This is a genomic window from Paenirhodobacter sp., from assembly GCF_047600745.1.
GTDB lineage: Bacteria > Pseudomonadota > Alphaproteobacteria > Rhodobacterales > Rhodobacteraceae > Rhodobacter.
Genome location: NZ_JASGKI010000001.1, coordinates 314,258 through 334,752 on the forward strand (window position 1 = coordinate 314,258; position 20,495 = coordinate 334,752).

Here is a 20,495-nt window from a genome sequence, read left to right on the forward strand (position 1 = left end):
CAATATGAAAGCAATATCAGTCAGTTAATGATACTCTATCTGGCCCCATGAAACCCGATGAAAGGCCATTTTTATGACTGTTAATCAATTGGTCGTAGGTTCGATCCCTACCGCCGGAGCCAAAATAAAATAAAAGCTACAAGGTGTTGTCAGGTCACCATTTTGATGGCCTTCGTGCTTGCAACGCGGTAGTTTTTTGGCTTGGCTTGCAATGCCCGTAGCCCATTCAGACATCATATTCCTCGCTTGGTTCACGCGTGATTGATGGCACAGCAGAACTCATCGCACTCAGAAGTGGCCTCATGTGCATCAGCGAGCAGCCAACTCGTCAGGTGATCGCAGGTGAGATTCCATGCCATCACGATTGCAGATCTGTATGCCTTCACTTTGTAGCAACTGATCGCTTCGTTCCGGAAGTCGCGCTCCGCATCGTTCGGCGCCTTTGCAGGAAGATCAGACAGCAGCTTCGATACGGCAACAATCGAGGGATTGCCGAGAGTTGGCTGCGTCAATCTGAACACCCTGGGTAAGTGGATTTTGCGAGCAACGGCGGCGTGATGGCGCGAGCGAGGAGAGAAGCATCGGCAGAAGACCGCGCCGGCATTCAGGGCAAAGGTGGCGTCAGCCGCAATCAACGAGAAGACGCTGATCAGGTTGGCACAGGATTCGCGTCAGAAATGGCGTAGACTGCCAGATGCGTGCCCTGCTGCGGCAACGCAGGATATGTGGAACAGACTTCGCCGACCATATCCCCAGCTCCGCTTGCGGGCCAAAAGGCTGCCCGCAAGTGAGAGAGATGTCCGGGATCACTCCGGCAGGGCGACCACCAGCGCGGCGAAATGATCGCCCCGCTTCTCGAAATTCGGATACTGGTCGAAGCTCGCGGCGGCGGGAGCGAGCAGGACGGTATCGCCCGGCTCGGCATCTTCGGCGGCGCGGGCCACCGCGCGTTCCATCGTTTCGCAGATCTCGTGATCGAGACCCTCCAGCTCCAGCGCGAAATCCCGCCCCGAATGGCCGATGAAATAGGCCTTCTTCACATGCTCCAGATGCGGGCGCAGGCTGGACACGCCGCCCTCCTTGCCCAGCCCCCCGGCGATCCAGCGGATGTTGCGGAAGGCCTCCAGCGCCTTTTCGGCACTGTCCACATTGGTCGCCTTGGAGTCGTTGACGTAGCGCACACCGGCTTTGATCGCGACGGTCTGCGAGCGGTGCGGCAGGCCCTGAAAGCTGTGGAACGCCTCCTCGATCAGCTTCGGCGCAAGGCCGAGGCTGCGGCAGGCGGCATAGGCGGCGCAGGCGTTCTGATGGTTATGCGCGCCGGGCAGGCCGGTCACCTCGCGCAGGTCGATCGACGCCACCTGCCGCCCCTTGCGCCACTCCGCCAGGAACCCCTTGCGCGCGAAGACCGACCAGCCGAAATCCCCCAGCTTGCGCGAGACGGAAACCCGGATCACCCGGTCATCCTCGCGCGAGGTCGCGATCTGGTTTGCCAGATAGACCCCCTCTTTCTCGTCCACGCCGATCACCGCGCGATCCGGCCCGCCCTCGGCGAACAGCCGCCGCTTCGCCGCGAAATAGCCTCCCATGCCGCCGTGACGGTCCAGATGGTCGGGCGAGAGATTGGTGAAGACCGCGATGTCGGGCGTCAGCGCGCGGGCCAGATCGGTCTGATAGCTGGACAGTTCCAGCACCACCACCTCGCCATCCCGTGCGGGGTCGATGTCCAGCACACCGCGGCCGATATTGCCAGCCATCTGCGTCGGGCGTCCGGCATGGGCGAGGATGTGATGGATCAGCGCCGTGGTGGTGGATTTGCCGTTCGAGCCGGTGACGCAGACCGTGCGCGGCGTGACCTCGAAATCGTCCCAATCGGCGCTGGCCCAGGAGCGGAAGAACAGGCCGATGTCGTTATCGACGGGGATCCCCTCCTCCATCGCGCGGGCGATGACCCGGTTCGGCTGCGGATACAGATGCGGGATGCCGGGCGAGGTGATCAGCGCCGAAACGCCCGTGAAAGCGCCCTCGCGCATCAGGTCGTGGCAGGTCCAGCCCGCCGCCTCGGCCCGCGCGCGGCTTTCGGGGCTGTCGTCCCACAGGAGCGGCTCCGCCCCCCCCGCCCGGAGCGCCGCAGCCGTTGCCAGCCCCGACCGCCCGAGCCCCAGAACCGCCACCTTGTGACCCGCATAGCCCTGAACCGGAATCATGATGCCCTCGCCTCGTTCCCGGGAATACCCTGCCCCGGGTCATATTTTACGCCTGGCACCGGGGAAAGACCTTTCCGCCGGGTTTGCCGCTGTGCAGCATGGCCGCCCTTGCTTTCTTGCTGCACCGCACTAATCTGAGGAATGCTAGCGGTAACCGCGCGCATGAGGCGCAGCGGTTCCACCATTTTCACAGATGAGGAGAACTGGATGCGCGTCAAAGAGGCTGTCCTGACTTTCGTCGCCATGGGTGGGTTCGCCGTCCCGGTGCTGTTCCAATCCCCGGCTTCGGACACTACCAGCGCCGAGACGCCGAGCGTCACGGTGCCGGACAACCGGCAGCCGCTCCGGAAAGCCTGAAGACAGACGGCCGGGTCACGCCCCGGCCGTTTTCCTATCGGATCTTCAGCGTCGCCAGACCGATCAGCGCGAGAACCAGCGAGATGATCCAGAACCGGATCACGATCTGCGCCTCGCCCCAGCCCTTCTTCTCGAAGTGATGGTGGATCGGCGCCATCAGGAACACGCGCTTGCCGGTGCGCTTGAAATAGGCGACCTGAATGATGACCGAAAGCGCCTCGACGACGAACAGCCCGCCGACCACCGCCAGCACCAGTTCGTGCTTGGTGCAGACCGCGATTGCGCCCAGGGCACCGCCAAGCGCCAGCGAGCCGGTATCGCCCATGAACACCGCCGCGGGCGGCGCGTTATACCACAGGAAGCCCAGCCCCCCGCCGATCAGCGCGGCGCAGAATACCAGCAACTCCCCCGTCCCCGGCACGAAATGCACGCCCAGATATTGCGTGAAGTCCGATCGGCCCACGACATAGGCAATGGCCCCCAGCGTCCCCGCCGCGATCATCACCGGCATGATCGCCAGCCCGTCGAGCCCATCCGTCAGGTTCACCGCATTGGCCGCGCCGACGATAACGATCATCGCGAAGGGGATGAAGAAGACGCCCAGATTGATCAGCGCCGCCTTGAACACCGGCAGCGCCAGTTGCCCCGACAGATCCGCCGGATGCAGCCAGGCCGCCGCCGTCCCGGCGATGGCTGCGACCAGCAGGCCGAGCAGCAGCCGCACGCGGGAACTGACGCCCTTCACGTTCTGCTTCGTCACCTTGGCATAGTCATCGGCGAACCCGATCAGCGCATAACCATAGGTCACGCCCATCACGATCCAGATATAGCCATTGTCGAGCCGCGCCCAGAGCAGCGTCGAAACCAGGAGCGCCGACAGGATCAGAAGCCCCCCCATCGTCGGCGTGCCCGCCTTGGCCAGGTGGGTCTGCGGCCCGTCGGTGCGGATCGGCTGGCCCTTGCCCTGCGTGCGGCGCAGCATGTTGATCAGCGGACGCCCGAAGATAAAGCCGAAGATCAGCGCCGTGAAGAACGCCGCCCCCGCCCGGAAGGTGATGTAGCGGAACAGGTTGAACAGATCCCCGCCGCTCGACAGGTTGGCGAGCCAATACAGCATTACTCTTTTCCCTTGAACAATTCGGCGGCGCCCGGCTGGCCCAGCTTGCGCAGGGCGGTCACGACCAGGCTGACCTTCGAGCTTTTCGAGCCCTTGACGAGGACGACATCGCCCGTGTCGATCAGATGCGGCGCGCGCTCGGCCATATCGGCGGCGGTGGCGAACCATTCGCCCCTTTGCCCCGGCGGCAGCGCCTGCCACAGGTCGCGCATCAGCGGCCCGGCGCAATGCACCACGTCGATCGCGGCCATCGCCGGATGATCGGCGATCGCGGCATGCAGCGCGCGTTCCTCGGGGCCGAGTTCCAGCATGTCGCCCAGAAAGGCCAGCCGGCGCCCGCGCGCGACCCGGCCCACGCCATCGCGCGGCTGCGCCCCGGCCAGCACCTCCAGCGCGGCACCCAGCGAGGCCGGATTGGCGTTGAACGCATCGTCGAACAGATCGAAGCTCTGCGCTTCGTCCAGAATATCCATGTAGATCCGCTCGCGCGTGCCGCGCCCGGCGGGCGGCTCCCAGTTCAGCAGATCCATCGCCGCCATCGCCGGATCCACGCCAAGCGCAGCAACCAGCGCCAGCGCCCCAAGCGCGTTCATCGCGAAATGCCGCCCCGGGGTCAGCACCTTGAACAGCAGCGGCGCACCGTCATGTTCGGCCTGCACCACCGTCACATCGCCCGAAATCGTGGCCGAAGTCATGCGATAATCCGCCCCGGCATCGGCGCCGAAAGTGACGATCCGCTCCGCCCGTCCGCGCGCATGGCCGAGCAGGATCGGGCTGACCGGCAGGTCGGAGGGCAGCACGGCCACGCCACCGGGTTCCAGCCCCTCGAAGATCGCGGCCTTTTCCGCGGCGATGCCCTCGATCGCGCCAAAGGCTTCCAGATGGGCGGCGGCGACGGTGGTGATCATCGCCGCATGGGGCCGTGCCAGACGGGTCAGCGGCGCGATTTCGCCCGGATGGTTCATGCCGATCTCGATCACCGCGAAATCGGTGTCCTCCGGCATCCGGGCGAGCGTGATCGGCACGCCCCAATGGTTGTTGAAGCTGGCCTCGGCGGCATGGATATGGCCCTGATGGGCGAGCATCGCGCGCAGCATCTCCTTGGTCGAGGTCTTGCCGACCGATCCGGTCACCGCGATCACCTTGCCCCGCACCCGCGCCCGGCCCGCCCGGCCCAGATCCTCCAGCGCCTTCAGTACATCCGGAACGACCAGCAGCGGCGCATCCGCGCAGCCCTCCGGCACCCGGCTGACCAGCGCGGCGCCCGCGCCCTTGCGCAGCGCATCGGCAACGAAATCATGCCCATCGCGCACATCCTTCAGCGCGACGAACAGGTCGCCCGGGCGGATCGTGCGGGTGTCGATGGAAATCCCGTTCACCGCGAAGGGCCGGGTGACGCGCCCCGAAGTGGCGGTGGCGGCGGCGTCAGAAGTCCAGAGTGTCATGTCAGATCGTCCCGTCCAGCGCGGCCACCGCAATCGACGCCTGTTCCGCATCGTCGAAGGGGAAGACATCAGTGCCGATCACCTGCCCGCGTTCATGCCCCTTGCCCATGATCAGCAGCGCATCCCCCGGCGCCAGCGCATCGACCCCGCGCAGGATCGCCTCGGCACGGTCGCCGACCTCCTGCGCCCCGAGGCCGGCGCCTTCGAGAACGGCGGCCCGGATCGTCGCCGGGTCTTCGGTGCGGGGGTTGTCGTCGGTGACGATCACCTGATCGGCACAGGCCGCCGCCGCCCGCCCCATCAGCGGGCGCTTCGTGCGGTCCCTGTCGCCACCCGCGCCGACAATGGCCACCAGCCGCCCCATCACATGCGGGCGCAGTGCCTTCAGCGCGGTCTCCACCGCATCCGGCGTATGGGCGTAATCGACGAAGACCGTCGCGCCATTCGCCCGCGTCGCCGCGAGCTGCATCCGCCCGCGCACCGTGGTCAGCCGGTGCAGCGCGTGGAACACCTCCTCCGCCCCCGCCCCGCAGCCGATCACCAGCGCCGCCGCCGTCATCACATTCATCGCCTGGAACCCGCCGATCAGCGGCAGCCGGACCATATGGGCCCTGCCCTCCCAGCTGAACCGCAGATCCTGCCCCGAGGCATCGAACCGCTGATTCATCAGCCGCATCTCGCAATCCGCCGCATGGCCGATGCGGATCACCCGCTGACCACGCGCGATGGCGTAATCGACCAGTTCCAGCCCCTTCGGGTCATCGGTATTGATCACCGCGATCCCGTCTTCGGGCAGGACGCGGGTGAACAGCCCGGCCTTGGCGGCAAAATACTCGTCAAAACTGGCGTGGTAATCCAGATGGTCCTGGGTGAAATTCGTGAACGCCGCCGCCGAAAGCTGCACCCCGTCCAGCCGCCGCTGCGCAAGGCCGTGCGAGGAGGCCTCCATCGCCGCATGGGTCACCCCCGCCCCCGCCATCTCGGACAGCAGCCGGTGCAGGGTGATGGGTTCCGGCGTGGTATGGGCGGAGGGCGCGGTGAAGCTGCCCTCGACCCCGGTGGTGCCGATATTCGCCGCCTCATAGCCCAGAAGCTGCCAGATCTGCCGGGTAAAGGTCGCGACCGAGGTCTTGCCATTGGTGCCGGTCACGGCGACCATTGTCGCGGGCTGCGCGCCGAACCACAGCGCGGCAGCATAGGCCAGCGTCTGGCGCGGATCCTCGACCACCACCAGCGCGACATCGGTGCCGCGCAGCAGCGGCGGGGCGATCTCCTCGCCCGCGCGGTCGGTCAGGATCGCCGCCGCGCCGCGCTCCAGAACCGCGGGCAGATAGGTCGCGCCATGGGCATGGGTTCCGGCCAGCGCCGCGAACAGGTGGCCGGGCCTGACCAGCCGCGAATCGACCGCAAGGCCGGTCACCGCCACATCCCCGCCATGCTGCGCGGTCAGGCCAAGGTCGCTCAGCGTCTTCGTGGTGATCTCGGCCATCGGAGCCCCCTTCGGTTGTCGCCCGCGCTTTACGGGAAAGCCGGGGAAAAGGTCAACGCGGGCCGTTACGCCCGCGTTGATCATCAGTTCTTTTTCGCCGACACGAGCTGAATCCCGGACAGGCTTTCCATCGGTGTCGGATCCGGGCGCAGGCCCAGAAGCGGCGCGACCCGGCGGATCACCTCGGCCGCCACCGGAACGGCGGTCCAGCCCGCCGTGCGGCGGTCCTCGCCCGCGACGAAGGTCGAGGGTTCGTCGAGGCTCAGCACCAGCACATATTTCGGATCGCTCGCCGGGAAGGCACCGGCAAAGGTCGCCATCACCTTGTTGTCGTAATAACCGCCGGTGGGTTTCACCTTGTCGGCGGTGCCGGTCTTGCCCGCGACCTGATAGCCCTTCACATCGGCAAAGGAGGCGGTCCCCCGGGTGACGACCGCGCGCATCATCGCCACCGCGCGCTTCGCGACGGTTTCCGACATCACCTGTTCGCCCGGATGGTGATTGGTGTCATGCACGAGCGTCGGCGTCACCTTGCGCCCGCCATTCGCGACCGTCGCATAGGCCGCCGCCAGATGCAGCGGCGAGGCCGAAAGCCCGTGGCCGTAGCCGATCGTCAGCGACGAAATCTCCGACCATTTCGCGGGCAGGATCGGGCGGCCCGTCGGCGCCTCGGTCAGTTCGACCGCAGTCGGCGCGAGGAAGCCGAGCTTGTTCAGGAACTCCTTCTGCCGCTGCGGACCGATCATCTGCACGATCCGCGCAGTGCCCGGGTTCGAGGATTTGACGATCACATCGGTGACCGAATTCACCTTGCCGTTGTTGTGCATGTCGCGGATCCGGAACCGGCCCCAGACCAGCGGCGTGGTGTCGATCGGCGTCGTCGGCGCCACCAGCCCGAGCTCCAGCGCCTGTGCCACGGCAAAGATCTTGAAGGTCGAGCCGAGTTCATAGACCCCCTGCACCGCGCGGTTGAACAGCGGGCTGTCGGACGGATCGCCCTTCGTCAGCGGGCGCGGACGGTTGTTCGGGTCGAAATCCGGCAGCGAGGCCATCGACACGATTTCGCCGGTGTGCACGTCCATGATGATCGCGGTGGCGCCCTTGGCCTGCATCAGCTTCATGCCGCCCGCAAGGATTTCCTCCACCGCCGACTGGATCGTCAGGTCGAGCGACAGTTTCAGCGGCGCGCCGTTGTTGGCCGGATCACGCAGCCAGCCGTCGAACGCCTTTTCGACGCCTGCGGTGCCGATCACCTCGGCCGAATTCACGCCCTCCTGCCCAAAGCGCGCACCGCCCAGCACATGGGCCGCGATCGCGCCGTTGGGGTAAAGCCGCATCTCGCGCGGGCCGAACAGCAGGCCGGGGTCGCCGATGTCATGCACCGCCTGCAACTGCTCGGGGCTGATCTTCTTCTTGATCCAGACGAATTTGCGCCCGGTGGTGAAATCCTTGATCAGCCGGTCATGGTCCAGATCGGGGAAGATCTTCACCAGCTTGTCGGCCACGCCCTTCGGGTCGATCATCATCGGCGGCTGCGCGTAAAGCGCATGGGTGACGAGGTTCGTCGCCAGCACCCGACCTTCGCGGTCCACGATATCGGCGCGTTGCGCGAGAATCGCGGGGGCATTGCTCCGGCCCTCGGGCTCCTGCGGCTGCGTCGCCGCAAGCGTCCCCATCCGCAGCCCCACCGTCAGGAAAGCCGTCACGAACAGCAGCCCCATGACGAACAGCCGCCCCTCCGCCGTCGCGCGCGCGCGTTCGCGGATGGCTTCGCCCCGGATGCGGATGTTCTCGCGCTCGATCGCGTCGGGGTTTTCGCCCTTGGCGCGGGCAGAGAGGATACGGGCCAGCGGACGCAGCGGCGTGCGGATCATTCCACATCCTCCACATGCGCGACGGGGATCACGCTCGGCCGCTTCGGCGGGGCCTTCAGGCTGCCGGTCAGGGGGGCTTCGGGTTCGGGCGGCGCCGGATAGGCGACCTGCGCGGCGGACCCGAACTGTTCGGGCGCAAAGGGCAGCAGCCCCAGTTGGCCGAAGTTCAGGTTGACCAGTTCGCGCAGCCGGTCCGGTCGGTTCAGATAGGCCCATTCGGCGCGCAGCACGCCCAGCCCCTCCTGCAACGATGCGATCTCGTTCTTCAGGTTGCGCAGGTCCGTCTGCCGCCCCTGCGTCGCATAATTCACATGATAGGCCCAGAAGGCGAGGCCCATGACACAAAGTGCGGTGGCAAGATACAGGATCATTCTCATCGGCTGCGTCCGGTGCTGGGAAGAGTCGGCAGGCCAAGCGCCGAACGGTCGGCGTGGCCCGCAGGGGTATCGGTTCGCCGCGCAACCCGCAACAGTGCGGAGCGCGACCGGGGATTTTCCGCCAGTTCGCGGTCGTCGGGGCCGACGGGCTTGCGGGTCAGCAGGTCGAACGCCGGGGCCTGCGCCGCCTGCGCGGGGGCATAGCGCGACCCGCCCGCGGCCCGCCCGGAACGTTCGAGGAAGAAGCGCTTCACCACGCGATCCTCCAGCGAGTGGAAGGTGACGACCGCCAGCAGCCCGCCGGGTTTCAGCGCGCGCTCCGCCGCCTCCAGCCCTTCGATCAACTGGCCGAATTCGTCGTTCACCGCGATGCGCAGCGCCTGAAAGCTGCGGGTGGCGGGGTGGCTCTGCCCGGGTTTCGGACGCGGCAGGCAGCGTTCGATGGCGGCCACCAACTGGCGGGTGGTCTCGAAGGGCGCGGTCTTTCGCGCCTCGGTGATCGCACGCGCGATCCGGCGCGAGGCGCGTTCCTCGCCGTAATGATAGAGAATATCGGCGATCGTGGCTTCGTCTGCGGTGTTGACGATATCGGCCGCGCTGTCGCCCGACTGCGACATCCGCATATCGAGCGGGCCGTCCTTCATGAAGGAAAACCCGCGTTCCGCCTGATCGAGCTGCATCGACGACACGCCTAGATCCAGCACCACCCCGTCGAGCAGCGCGCCCGCCAGCGTGTCGAGATCGGAGAACGTGCCCTCGACCAGTTCCAGCCGCTCGCCATAGGGCGCGCGCCAGGCGGCGGCCATGTCGAACACCATCGGATCGCGGTCGACGCCGATCACCTTCGCCGCGCCCGCTTCCAGCAGGCCCCGGCTGTAGCCCCCTGCCCCGAAGGTGCCGTCAAGCCAGACCCCAGAGACAGGCGCGACCGCCTGGAGGAGCGGCCGCAGCAGAACGGGAATATGCGGGGCGTCGCTCATGCCGCTGGCCCCTTCGGCGGCAGATGGATCAATGGGTCATAGCGCTCGGGCCGGGTTGCGGCGCGCTCGGCGGCGATCGCCGCCTGATCGGCGGCATAGGTCTCGGGATCCCAGATCTTGAACGACGTACCGGCCGAGGCGAAATAGGCCTCCGTCGTCAGGCCGATCTTCTCGCGCAGCTTCTGCGGCAGGACCAGACGGCCATCCGCGTCAATATCGGTCTGATGCGACTGCGCATACATCAGTTCCTCGATATCCGCCCGCTCCGGCGTGCCGCGCTGCATCGCGTCAATCTGTTCGTCGATTTCGTAGACGGCTTCCATGGTAAAGACTTCGAGGTATTTCCGCTCTGCCCCGCCATAGACGATAAGGATGTTCGGGCGCTGGCCGGGCTGCCAGTCGGGATCACCGGCCTCGATCACGCGGCGGAAGGAGGCGGGGATGGAAACGCGACCCTTCGCGTCCACCTTGAACGTCTCCGAACCTCTGAACCGCCGTGCCAAGACTGGCGCTCCTCTGTCCCGTCCCCCGGTGTCCCGTTGCCGGGGCCCCTCAAAGGAAAACGGCGGATCGGGCTGCTGCCACTGCCCGATCCGCCGCCCTCGTCCCATCACTGGGTGTCCGACTGCGCACGCCACCTGGGGGATGACTGCTCGTCACGCGCCGGATCTCGTTCTTCGTGAAGCGGGTGCCTGTATGAAGCTGCTCTTTTCGCCGTGGGGTCTTGATGCCCCCTTCCCGTCTTCCCGATGACGAAGGGATGCCATGGGAGGACATGGGAAAGCAAGGGAAAAAGCGGGCAAACATCCCCCACCGAGCCCGCAGATCTTGATTAAGAAGGGTTAACGGAACAAGGGCTTGTGGGAAACTCTGTGGATAAGTCACACAGTTTGGGTTATTACCAATGTGTAAACACAAGATATGGGTGTTCGGAATTCCGCCCAGCCATTCCCGGAAAATCCCAGTGCGACTCGGCAGCGTTGCCCTGAATCCACAATCAAGGGAATTTGCCTCTCGAATCACACACCGTCACACGCCCGTGATTCGAGACACCTCCCCACCCGAGTCCCGGCATGGCCAATGGCTTCCGCTGCCAGCAAGGGCGAACGGCTCATCGCCATGCGGAGCGCCTTGCAGGCACCTCCACCGTCACGCGGCGCCCGGACTGCCAAGCGCACGAGATCGTGCCCGGCTTGCGCCCAATGGAGCGGATGCCGCTCGTGCATCAGGCGTGCCGTGCGATGCCGCCCGAACTCATAGCCCTCATCGACGAGATCGCGGTGCAAGCGCGGACGGCCATTAGGCGTCATGCGATAGCGCGACGGTCGTACGGATATGCGCCAGACAAACCAAGTCCTGCCGCTGGCGGCGACAGGCAGGCCGTTCCCGCCAGACGAAAAAGCCGCTCTGGCTGACACCCAGAACATGACACATCCGGCAGATCGGGAAGCTGGCCTTCTCTGCATCAATGAAGGCAAACTCACCGAGTTTCGCCCCTCGCGAAGAAGGCCGTGGCTTTTTCAGGATGTCGCGTTCCTGTTGCAGGGCCGCATTGTCCCGCCGCAGATGCTTCAGCTCGGCATGCAGATCGACAGGTGCCGCACCAGCATCGCACTCCTGGCTCAGCCATCGCATCAATGTCGACAAGCCAACACCCGGATCCTCCGCGTCCAGCCGCTGGTCAAGGCCAGCCGCACCGCTTCACACCGAAACTCGGGCGTCGGTCTGTCACCGTTTCTCCTAGAACACCTTCTGGTTCCTCAGTTCGTGCTCTCCATATTTTCCGGGTAGGTCCAACCGAGATCGCGCAGGGCGAACGGGGTGGCGGGGTCTGCCACTGGGGGATGGTGCCGCTCCGTCCGGATCAGACCCGCAAACTGGTTGAGAAGCTGGAGGCTTTGGGGGCGCAGCTGCATTTTTGCCATGAGTGAGGATCCCCGCGGATATCGCCTGCACCCCCAGCATGTCGAGATGAGGCACGACAGTATCGTGGCGACACCCGCCCAGAAACTGAGAATGGCCGCGTAAATTCCACGTCCAATCCCCCGTAAAAACGGGGGATTACCGCTGCACCAGCGTCCGGCGGGGCGGAATTACCAAGGCGGGCAGCGGTTTTGCCCGGCGCGTGCTGATTGAAGGCACCTGGACCTATCGCATGCAGGCTCGCGTGAGCCCAAATCTCCTTGCCCGATTGGAAGCGTTGCCGCAGGCTGTCCGCGCCATCGCCTGGAAAGGACATCTCAGGATGTGCCAGCGCCACCGCCATCTGGCCGCAGTCGGGAAGGCGAAGGTGGTGGTCATCACGGCCATCGCCCGCGAGATGGTCGGATTCATCCGGGCGATCGCCAGAGCAGTGACGGCGCCACCGGCGCGAGGGCTCACAGCGCCGACCCAAGAAGAACGATCCTGGCCCGATCAGCCCGATGCGCAGGGTTGGGGGCGGAACGCGGCGGGAACCCTCGTCGCCTGTTCTGGGTGACACCTTCGACGCCCGATCCTTGGCGCGAGGCAGCCTCGGGACGAAACCACGGTCATGGGGGTCATCCAACCCGCACATGAGAGCCTGCTCAACTGTCATTCCGGTTCCGTCTCCGACCCTGCGCACCCACATCAAGCAGCGCCCGGTCTTGCCGGTATACCGGTTATGAAACAAAGGGTTGACTGCGATCATGAGAGCAGGCCGCTGAAAAAGTCTTGGACGGCAGCCTACCCATCGTCCCTAGAGGAATATCCTTCCTCGGGTGGAATGTTTCTTGCGACATGGCGGCGTTCCGATGTCTGATCCGGGAAATCGTTCCGCATGAAGCAGGCCCAGAAGACTTTTTCAGCAGCCTGCTCTCATGACCGCTGTCAAGCCCTTGTTCCATAGCAAATACCCTGGCGGGGCCGGGCGTGGTTTGGTGTAGATGCGCAGGGCAGGAGACGGAACAGAGACGACGGTTGAGCAAGCTCTCATGCGCGGGTTGGCTACCGCATGACCGTGGTTTCGTCCTGGGCTGCATCGCTCTAAGGATCGGGCATCGGCGTAGCCGGCCCATAACAGGCGACGAGGGTTCCCCACCGTGTTCCGCCCCCAACCATGCGCATCAGCCTGATGCGGGTGCGTTCTGTCTCTTAGCCTTCGCGGACCTCTGTGTTCCCGGGAGGGACGGCCACTGCCTTTGCGATGGCCCAGAGGAAGCCGACCATTTCGCGGGCGATCGCCGTGATGACCACCACCTTTGCCTTTCCGGCCGCAACCAGATGGCGGTAACGCTGGCACATCCTGAGTTGGCCTTTCCGGGCGATATCACGCGCGCTTTTGGGCAGTGCCTCCAGACGAGCGTAGAGCTTCGGGCTGACACGGGCCTGCATCCGGTAGCTCCATGCGCCTTCGATCAAAGCGCGGCGAGCAAGGCCACTGCCCGCCTTGGTGATGCCGCCCCGCCGCACGCTGGCGCCGCTGGAATGTTCCGATGGGGTCAGCCCCAGATAGGCCATCAGTTGCCGTGGATTGTCGAAGCGCTGGAAGTCCCCGACCTCGGCCACCACCGTCACCGCGACGATGAACCCGACGCCGCGCATCGCCTGAACCGCGTCCACGACCGGGGCGAGGCTCCAGGTTGGCAGAAGATCCGCGATCTGCCCTGTCAGACGCTCGACCCGCGCCTCGGCATCGGCGACGGCATCAATGTAGTCCTGAAGGACGATCTGTTGCGCCGGATGCGTGAACCGCACCATCGCCAGCCAGCGCCGGTAGGCACCCGTCCAGCCCTTCTTGCCGGGATGGATCCGGCCGTGGCGCAGCAGAAAGCCCTGCAAGTGTTGGCGGGCCTTGCCCGTCACGCGCATCGCCGTAGCCCGCGCCCGGACCAGATCGCGCATCGCCTCATGCGCGGCATCCGGAACCCAGACCGCAGTCAGTTCGCCGACCCGGTGCAGCTTTGCCAGCATCACAGCATCGCGGCGGTCGGTCTTCACCCTGTCGCCCGTCTTCACCGAGATCAGCGATGGCGCCACCACGATGCAGTCGTGCCCCATCTCGACAAGCTGGCGGTAGAGGTCATAGCCGCAGGGACCCGCTTCATAGCAGAGATGCAGCCGTGCCCCACTGGCCGAAAGCTTCTCGACCAGTTTGCGGACATGATCGGGACGGTGCGGCACCGTCCCCCAGTGGCGGACCTCGCCGCCACGTTCGCCTTGCGCAACCGCAACAGATATCGTTGCCTTGTGGACATCCAACCCAATGAACGTGCTATCCTGCATGTGGTCTCTCCCCCATTCCTGAGGCTCGGCACCGGCCCGTCCGGCGCAACCCTCGAACGGAGAATGCCGCGGGAGAGGCCACCGGCCCAGTCAGCTCACAACGCGATCATGGGGTCTAGGTCTTTCATCAGCATACCCCCGCCCCTCGCCCCCCCCGCGGAAGCCCCTCCCGGCGCAGGACCCAGATTCGTGCGGACGCCTCCGTTCAGGACTTGCCAACGCCGCACGCATGATAAATAAACAGCGCCGGACGGGTGGCCGAGTGGTCGAAGGCGCACGCCTGGAAAGTGTGTAGGCGGGGAACCGTCTCGTGGGTTCGAATCCCATCCCGTCCGCCACTCGCCCCTGCGAAAGCGTTCTCCCGATCCGGCTGAGGCCGGATTTTTCCGTTGTTTTCGAGGGTTATGCGGGTGGGGCTGAGCACTGGCCCCGGTGCCAGGAGGGCTGGAAGCGGTCTCTCCGGGCCGATATTCTCTGGACCTCATGACTGCGCTGATTTGGTGAATAGCTTGTAACAAACTGAAGTGGCGCTGTTTTGTTCGGCCTTGGCTGAGCACTTCGATGCCAGTGGCGTTCGATTGAACGGGCCATAAATCCAATTTCTCCGCCCACCTTGCCGCCCCGATCGTCGCCGCCTTCCGCCCCGGGCTCACCCCCTTCCTCGAGGACGGCCGGCTCAAGCTCGACACCAACCCGGTCGAGAACCGGATCCGTCCGATCGCGCTGACACGGAAGAACGCCCTCTTCGCCGGTCACGAGGTTGGGGGCTCCACTGGGCAATGCTCGCCTCCCTGATCGCCACCTGCAAAATGAGCGATGTGAACCCCATCGACTACATCGCCAGAACCCTGCGCGCGATCCTCGATGGCCATCCGCAGAGCCAGATTGAGGACCTCGTGCCTTGGAGCTTCGGTCGGCCCTCAAGCATCGCCGCATAGGGCATCGGGAAGGCGCTTACAGTTAATGATGGTCATGTGTCGGTGACACTGGCTGCAATGGCCTCCATGCCGGGACCGCGCCCTTCACGAGCAGGGCTACCATTCCGGTGTTCATCACGGGTGCTGAGGAGCGCCGGATTTCCTGGGCCACAGGAGACGCGCGCGACAAGTGCAGGCACCCCCTTGGGCACAATGTTGAGCCGCCCCGGAGACCCGTAATCTGAATCTAGTAGATCACTAGCCTGGCTGCTAATCTCGACGAAAAGACAGTGGATTGAGGCGAGATGGGCAAGAACTACAGTCAGGCAATCGCGGCAAGCGGGCTCACTATCTATGATCCTATTGAAATGGGCGACCCGGACCTATGGGTCCCGACGCCCGAGCTCGAAACACTCCTTGACGCGCGGCTGCGCGGCATCAGCCTTGCCGGGCTCGCCCTTCGGACGCGCTCAAAGGTCGTCAAGGAGCATGTCTGCCGCGCCCTTGGCTACCCCGTGCCTCGGAGCTTCAGGAAGACGCAACCTCGCTTTGTCGGCCAGATGTTCGATACCTACGCCCAAAAGTCGAACAATCTGCAAGTCTGGAATGAGGAACTGTCGCCGTCGCGTCGGTATGTAATCCTGCGCGTTGACGAGGCAGATCAGATTGCGCGCGTGAAGGTTGTCAACGGTGAGGAACTGGCGCAGCTCGACACTACCGGGACGCTCACCCAGAAGTACCAGGCTCGGCTCATTCCTGGGGATGTCTCGCACGAATTGATTGCGACCGAGGACACCGACACGCTCCTGCCGCATGTCCGCGCTGGGGCGAACCTTGCAGAGAACGTCAGCCCAGTTGGCCACCCGGCGCACGGGCTGCTATTGCCCATTGCGGAAGTGTTCGAGCGGCTGAGTCCCGCTGTGGGCCGCGCTTTCCGGGATGCTGGTTGGGATCAGGAGCGCAACCGTGGCGCTGCGCTTCATCGAATCGTCTGCGAACTTCTGGGCTATGCTGACTACCGCGACGACGGGCGCTTCCCGGACGTCCGGAATCAACTCCTCGAAGTCAAGTTGCAGACTTCCCCGACCATTGACTTGGGTCTGGTGCGCCCCGCTAGCGAGGAGCCGCTGGACGTGCCGCAGATCGCCGGGACGCAGATTCGCCACTGCGATGTTCGGTACGCACTTTTCTATGCAAAGACCGATGGGGTCGAGGTTATGCTGACGCACTTTTACCTGACCACAGGTGCAAGCTTCTTCACGCGCTTTCCTCAGTTTCAGGGCAAAGTCCTGAATAAGAAGCTGCAAATTCCGCTGCCGTCAGACTTCTTCTACAGGTAGCCCGAACGCGCTCCACACCAACTCATCAACGCGATGCTCGGCCTCGGGCTGCGGCCCGTCCTCAATTGCGGCATACAGGTCGCGACAAGCCGCAACGATCTGCCGAGCCACACTGCTCTCCGGGTCCGGGAGCGGGAACTGCTCGACATACTGCGTGATGAAGCGCCGCCGCCCGGCGTAGAGCTTGTTGTTGAAGCGGCGGTCATAGAAGCGCTCGATGAAGGTGGAGTTAGCCACGCCCATGGCGAGCCACAGCAGCTCCTCCTCGCCCGTCAGCCAGTAGCAGTCTCCGTTCACCACCGTCCCCTCCAAGTCCATCCAGAAGGTCGGCTGCTCGGAGATGTCGCGGAACACGAGCTTCGGCGCGGGCCAGTCTCCGGGGTTCTGCGGCACCCAGATCTCATACCATTGCCGCCCTGCCTCGATCACATAGCTCCGCCCCTCAAGGGTCTGGCGGTGCTCTTCAAGGTAGGCGCGGCTGGCCGGAAACTGTGCCAAGTCCACCGCCCGCTTCCTGCCGTCAACTGTGTGGTGAGGGTATAGGACCTGCCGGTTGGGTGGCTCGGGTCGGAAGCGCCGTGCCGTGTGATGCGTAGTCAGTGGCCGGAGCAGCTCAAGCTCGCGGTCCCATCGCTTGGGAAGGAACACCTTGTCGGCACAGGTCTTGATACCGACCCTGATCTTGCCAATGTAGCCGAAGGTTCCCCAGGTGTTCGCGTCAACGGTCGCAAGCCAGCTCTCTACCCCATCAGATGCCAGACGCCAGATGCCCGCCGGATCGCCGCCATTGTCGAGTGACCCGTGTTGAACAAGGAAGGCCCGGCCATCGGGAAGCTTCACAACCCCCTCCAGTCCAAGGGCGGACAGCGGGTTGGTGGCAGAATGCGTCGGCTCTGCCCTAGTCTCGTAGATTGATGAGAATGAGGGCTTAGCGGGCTCTGCTCCCGTTCCCCGCGCAATGATGACTGCGGGCAGGACAGCGACGTCAAACAGTTTGGTGTCACCCAAGTCATAAACCTCGAGCAGCTTGAGCCCCCTGATCATTCCGGCCCTGACTGATGCGCCGCCCTTTGTCGTCATGAAGCGGTTGGAGACAATGAAGCCTGCCGCGCCGTCGGGTGCCAAGACTGTTGCCATGCCGAGGAGGAACGCGTGGTAGAGGTCAACGCGCCCGGTCAGGCCGAACTGTTGGGCGAGTTGTTGCGCGCGGTCGGCACCGATGATTTGCGTCCTTACATATGGCGGGTTGGCGATTATCAGGTCATAAGGCTCTGCTGCGCCGAACAGCCCCCCGGTGAAGTCATCAAGGACATGGTCAAGGAAGCTGCCGAGGCGGAGATTTAACCTCGCGCCGGGATGAGCAGCCGCGATGCGCTGCCTCGCCTCGGCCAGTGCTTCGGCGTCAGTCTCGAAGCCGTGGACCTCAACAGGGCCGTCAAGCCGGGACAAGAGCGCGAGGAGCAATTCGCCGTGCCCAACGGCAGGATCAAGGACGCGCACGGCACGGCCAGATGGCAGGTGTTTGGTTGCGACGATGCGGTCAGCGACGAAATCGGCAAGCGCTCGAGGTGTGTAGGTCACCCCGTCAGATTTGGTCTCGCCAACGTCCCCATACCGCTTCGCAAACCTCACCGCCCCTGTCATCCGCTCGACCCGTTCTGTTATTGTTCGTGTCCGAATCTACCTTCAGTCGATTTTCCCGTCCATTGCCCGTAAAGTCCATACACGGTCTTTTTAGACCTTACTTCGAAGGGCAGCGGAGTATTCGCCCTGCTGGCCACGCCCCCGACAACGGCTCAAACACCCGCGTTAGCGCCACCTCTGGCCACTGTTCGCCGTATAAGATCGCCTCAACCGTGTCAGGCGCCAGAATCGTTATGTGAAGGATAGGGTGATGTCTGAGGGCGCGATCCCTTCGTGCGCGGCCAGTTCGCTTACAGTGGCCAACTCGCTCGATCCCGGCATTTACGGCCTCCGAAACTTACATGAGTGATGCCTCACCGTAACGTGGTTAGCCGTCACAATGATTACCTAGGACTTGGCTGGACCGGATCGCTGCGTCTTTTCGGGGCGGCGTGTATTCCGCGGAAGCTCCCGCGCTGCGTCCGTGTCTCTACGACGACGTCACCTGCATCGACATATGCCCGCCGGATGGGGGCCTTTGTCAATGCGATTCCCAACCGCCGACCATCTTCTGTGAAGACACGAATGCCCTTGCCTTCGACCAATAGAACCATGCCTTCGATGACAAGCAGATCGCATTTGGGTGAACAGTCCTCGATCGCCATCAGGCGGTTGCCATCCAGCACGTAGAGGCGGGTTGTCGTCATCACGTAGAGAAAGGCTTCGGTCTCGACGATCCGGATCGGCATTGAGCCCACGTCGTAGATCGTGATCGGTGTGCCATTTCGATCCACGCGAACCACCCGCCCGGCATAGGTACCGAGCAGAGCGGTTTGCCCGGTCCCGGAAAAGGCTGCGGCATAGATCCAGTCCGCCTCGGCTGCGGGACCGAAGCTGATCACGATTTCGAAGCCGTCGTCACCTCCACCACTTCCATCAAGCTGTTCAGGATCAAGGCCAGTTAGCTGCTCGGATGCGACGTTTACGGCCTTCATCCTCTCTTCGTTTCCAGGATTGACATCGGGGTGCAGTTCCCGAACTAGCTGCCGGTAACGCTTGCGGATTTCGTCGGGCGTAACGGGCATTGCGAGCCCCATCACATCGAGCGCCTGATCGATTTCGATCGCGGTTCCGAAGCTTGCGCCGTCCACCTTGCCGCCCACCTTGATGCGGGTGGGTTCTTTCGCCGGCATCCTGAGGCCCCATAGGCACTCTCCGTCCCGACTGATACACCACGCTTCGTCGACGTGTGTGAAGAGGTAACGATCCCGATCCGGAGTCAGGGCGATGCAGCGCAGTGCGCGATGCGCCTCGCTCTCTGCCAGCCCGAGGCGTTCACGGTTGGCAGCGACTTCCGGGGCGGCCTCGAGGTCGGCCTCGAAGTCGATGCTGAGATCGCCACGATAAACCGTAAGTACACCGCTTTTCGAACGCAGCGCAAAGCCATCGCCCTGTGGGTGAACCGAGATGTTGTAGGCGTCGCGACGAAGGGGCGCTGGCGTCCCGGAGCGTCCTTGCACGTCGCTGAACATCACCGCTCCTGCAGCCCCCAGGCTCTCTTCCGACTTCGCAAGGTCGTCGAACGAGAATGCGCCGCCACGCGTACTGTAGTGCCTTCGAAAGGCCGGATCTGGCCGGTCCGATTTCGCAATCGGCTCGATGACGATCTCGCTCCAGGCACCGTCGGGGTCTGCGAAGGCTTCCTCCGTGACAGGCAATTCGCTCGATCGCTCCCACGCATTCGGTGACGGCGGAAGGGGTACGATGTTCACACGCTTTGGGTCGAGTTCGTGCGGGCGCGCGGTATTGCGGCCGGGCCTGTGCGACCCCGGCCTCGCTGGCTCCTTGTAGATCGTCGCGACCGCAGCCTCGGGCATGTCGACGCCGGCGATGTAGAGTTCATAGGTCTTCCCGCTCTTCGCGCGCCGGACTTCCCCCGACTTCTCGAGGTAGGAGATGAGCCGACTGGCGCGGCGGCCGTCGCCAATGCCCAGTTCGGCCTTAATCCGGTCTTGTAGGACGCCCGGCTTGCTGCGGATCACTTTCCGAAGCCGGTCGAAAAGGTCGAGATCGACGAAATGCTCCTCCGCCTCTTCTCGATAAGCTTTCAGATGGTTGAAGTCATGAACCAACTTACACAACTCGCAGAGTCCGGCTCGGTCCCCGACGATGGCCAGCATCGTTCCGCCTTGCGATAGCGCCGGAATCCGGATGTCGAGCTGTTGCCCATCTCCGCGTGGGTCGTTAAGCCAGTTGCGCAGCAGCGGCAGACTTGCGCGCGCCGCAACAGCAGCCGCCGAGTAGTGCCTTGCTGAAACCGAGGAGGTAAGCCGTTCGAGTTGCGCGAAATAAAGCGGCCCGGGCAGAGAGGGGTTCGCCGCGCGGACGATTTCAGGCTCCGGCTCGGCAGCGGTCTTCCTGCGATGCTCGTCTCGCACGGTCGGCGCGTTCTGAGTATCACGAGCAGAGGAACCGCCGAACAACCACCGAAATATGCCGGCCATGATATGCCTCCAAATACCTG

General features: G+C 64.2%; 15 protein-coding genes, 2 tRNA genes and 1 pseudogene. 5 read left to right on the top strand and 13 right to left on the bottom strand.

Annotated features, from left to right (window positions below; genetic code table 11):
• Positions 1 to 53: 53 nt before the first annotated feature.
• Positions 54 to 122, top strand: a tRNA-Asn gene (locus QM789_RS01650).
• 129 nt (positions 123 to 251) lie between these two features.
• Here QM789_RS01650 and QM789_RS01655 read toward each other — a convergent pair.
• Both QM789_RS01655 and murD read right to left on the bottom strand, forming a co-directional pair.
• Positions 252 to 512, bottom strand: a complete 261-nt coding sequence (locus QM789_RS01655; RefSeq protein WP_420350233.1) for a hypothetical protein — start codon at positions 510 to 512, stop codon at positions 252 to 254.
• 294 nt (positions 513 to 806) lie between these two features.
• Positions 807 to 2,207, bottom strand: a complete 1,401-nt coding sequence (gene murD / locus QM789_RS01660; protein ID WP_420350234.1) for a UDP-N-acetylmuramoyl-L-alanine--D-glutamate ligase — start codon at positions 2,205 to 2,207, stop codon at positions 807 to 809.
• 207 nt (positions 2,208 to 2,414) lie between these two features.
• On the opposite strand from murD, the gene QM789_RS01665 reads away from it, so the two are divergent.
• Positions 2,415 to 2,564 carry a hypothetical protein gene (locus QM789_RS01665; protein ID WP_420350235.1) on the top strand — a complete coding sequence of 50 codons (150 nt, stop codon included), beginning with the start codon at positions 2,415 to 2,417 and terminating at the stop codon, positions 2,562 to 2,564.
• Between the two features lie 34 nt (positions 2,565 to 2,598).
• Here QM789_RS01665 and mraY read toward each other — a convergent pair whose 3' ends face one another.
• The 9 genes from mraY to QM789_RS01710 all read right to left on the bottom strand — a co-directional run bounded on the left by mraY (position 2,599) and on the right by QM789_RS01710 (position 14,091).
• Positions 2,599 to 3,681, bottom strand: coding sequence for a phospho-N-acetylmuramoyl-pentapeptide-transferase (gene mraY, locus QM789_RS01670; RefSeq protein ID WP_420350236.1), 1,083 nt, complete (start codon positions 3,679 to 3,681; stop codon positions 2,599 to 2,601).
• The gene (locus QM789_RS01675; protein ID WP_420350237.1) at positions 3,681 to 5,126 is read right to left on the bottom strand and encodes a UDP-N-acetylmuramoyl-tripeptide--D-alanyl-D-alanine ligase; all 1,446 of its coding nucleotides are present in this window, start codon (positions 5,124 to 5,126) and stop codon (positions 3,681 to 3,683) included. The genes mraY and QM789_RS01675 overlap by 1 nt, the downstream gene beginning before the upstream one ends.
• A gap of 1 nt (position 5,127) precedes the next feature.
• Positions 5,128 to 6,615 carry a UDP-N-acetylmuramoyl-L-alanyl-D-glutamate--2,6-diaminopimelate ligase gene (locus tag QM789_RS01680; RefSeq protein ID WP_420350238.1) on the bottom strand — a complete coding sequence of 496 codons (1,488 nt, stop codon included), beginning with the start codon at positions 6,613 to 6,615 and terminating at the stop codon, positions 5,128 to 5,130.
• A gap of 83 nt (positions 6,616 to 6,698) precedes the next feature.
• Entirely contained in the window at positions 6,699 to 8,489 is a 1,791-nt protein-coding gene (locus tag QM789_RS01685; RefSeq protein ID WP_420350239.1) for a peptidoglycan D,D-transpeptidase FtsI family protein, read from the bottom strand.
• Entirely contained in the window at positions 8,486 to 8,866 is a 381-nt protein-coding gene (gene ftsL, locus QM789_RS01690) for a cell division protein FtsL (protein WP_420350240.1), read from the bottom strand. The genes QM789_RS01685 and ftsL overlap by 4 nt, the downstream gene beginning before the upstream one ends.
• A complete protein-coding gene (gene rsmH, locus QM789_RS01695) occupies positions 8,863 to 9,846 on the bottom strand; it encodes a 16S rRNA (cytosine(1402)-N(4))-methyltransferase RsmH (protein WP_420350241.1) in 984 nt (327 codons plus the stop codon). The genes ftsL and rsmH overlap by 4 nt, the downstream gene beginning before the upstream one ends.
• Positions 9,843 to 10,349 (bottom strand): division/cell wall cluster transcriptional repressor MraZ, encoded by a 507-nt coding sequence (gene mraZ, locus QM789_RS01700; RefSeq protein WP_420350242.1) that lies wholly within the window; start codon positions 10,347 to 10,349, stop codon positions 9,843 to 9,845. The genes rsmH and mraZ overlap by 4 nt, the downstream gene beginning before the upstream one ends.
• Positions 10,350 to 11,145: 796 nt before the next feature.
• Positions 11,146 to 11,493 carry a hypothetical protein gene (locus QM789_RS01705; RefSeq protein ID WP_420350243.1) on the bottom strand — a complete coding sequence of 116 codons (348 nt, stop codon included), beginning with the start codon at positions 11,491 to 11,493 and terminating at the stop codon, positions 11,146 to 11,148.
• Positions 11,494 to 12,960: 1,467 nt separating this feature from the next.
• A complete protein-coding gene (locus tag QM789_RS01710; protein WP_420350244.1) occupies positions 12,961 to 14,091 on the bottom strand; it encodes an IS110 family transposase in 1,131 nt (376 codons plus the stop codon).
• Positions 14,092 to 14,339: 248 nt separating this feature from the next.
• Here QM789_RS01710 and QM789_RS01715 point away from each other — a divergent pair.
• The 3 genes and pseudogenes from QM789_RS01715 (at position 14,340) to QM789_RS01725 (ending at position 16,348) form a co-directional block, all read left to right on the top strand.
• A tRNA-Ser gene (locus QM789_RS01715) sits at positions 14,340 to 14,429 on the top strand.
• A gap of 307 nt (positions 14,430 to 14,736) precedes the next feature.
• A pseudogene (locus QM789_RS01720) lies at positions 14,737 to 15,029 on the top strand (transposase domain-containing protein); the annotation flags it as partial.
• Between the two features lie 284 nt (positions 15,030 to 15,313).
• Positions 15,314 to 16,348 carry a hypothetical protein gene (locus tag QM789_RS01725; RefSeq protein WP_420350245.1) on the top strand — a complete coding sequence of 345 codons (1,035 nt, stop codon included), beginning with the start codon at positions 15,314 to 15,316 and terminating at the stop codon, positions 16,346 to 16,348.
• Here the strand turns inward: QM789_RS01725 and QM789_RS01730 are convergent.
• Both QM789_RS01730 and QM789_RS01735 read right to left on the bottom strand, forming a co-directional pair.
• A complete protein-coding gene (locus QM789_RS01730) occupies positions 16,328 to 17,980 on the bottom strand; it encodes an Eco57I restriction-modification methylase domain-containing protein (protein ID WP_420350246.1) in 1,653 nt (550 codons plus the stop codon). The two genes, QM789_RS01725 and QM789_RS01730, sit on opposite strands and share 21 nt — an antisense overlap.
• A gap of 395 nt (positions 17,981 to 18,375) precedes the next feature.
• Positions 18,376 to 20,475 (bottom strand): DnaJ domain-containing protein, encoded by a 2,100-nt coding sequence (locus QM789_RS01735; protein ID WP_420350247.1) that lies wholly within the window; start codon positions 20,473 to 20,475, stop codon positions 18,376 to 18,378.
• Between the last annotated feature and the right edge of the window lie 20 nt (positions 20,476 to 20,495).

Coding starts and splice junctions, on each gene's coding strand:
- mraY (WP_420350236.1), bottom strand. CDS start 3,681: ATGCTGTATTGGCTCGCCAACCTGTCGAGCGGCGGGGATCTGTTCAAC.
- QM789_RS01675 (WP_420350237.1), bottom strand. CDS start 5,126: ATGACACTCTGGACTTCTGACGCCGCCGCCACCGCCACTTCGGGGCGC.
- QM789_RS01665 (WP_420350235.1), top strand. CDS start 2,415: ATGCGCGTCAAAGAGGCTGTCCTGACTTTCGTCGCCATGGGTGGGTTC.
- ftsL (WP_420350240.1), bottom strand. CDS start 8,866: ATGAGAATGATCCTGTATCTTGCCACCGCACTTTGTGTCATGGGCCTC.
- QM789_RS01725 (WP_420350245.1), top strand. CDS start 15,314: ATGGGCAAGAACTACAGTCAGGCAATCGCGGCAAGCGGGCTCACTATC.
- murD (WP_420350234.1), bottom strand. CDS start 2,207: ATGATTCCGGTTCAGGGCTATGCGGGTCACAAGGTGGCGGTTCTGGGG.
- QM789_RS01710 (WP_420350244.1), bottom strand. CDS start 14,091: ATGCAGGATAGCACGTTCATTGGGTTGGATGTCCACAAGGCAACGATA.
- QM789_RS01680 (WP_420350238.1), bottom strand. CDS start 6,615: ATGGCCGAGATCACCACGAAGACGCTGAGCGACCTTGGCCTGACCGCG.
- rsmH (WP_420350241.1), bottom strand. CDS start 9,846: ATGAGCGACGCCCCGCATATTCCCGTTCTGCTGCGGCCGCTCCTCCAG.
- QM789_RS01735 (WP_420350247.1), bottom strand. CDS start 20,475: ATGGCCGGCATATTTCGGTGGTTGTTCGGCGGTTCCTCTGCTCGTGAT.
- QM789_RS01685 (WP_420350239.1), bottom strand. CDS start 8,489: ATGATCCGCACGCCGCTGCGTCCGCTGGCCCGTATCCTCTCTGCCCGC.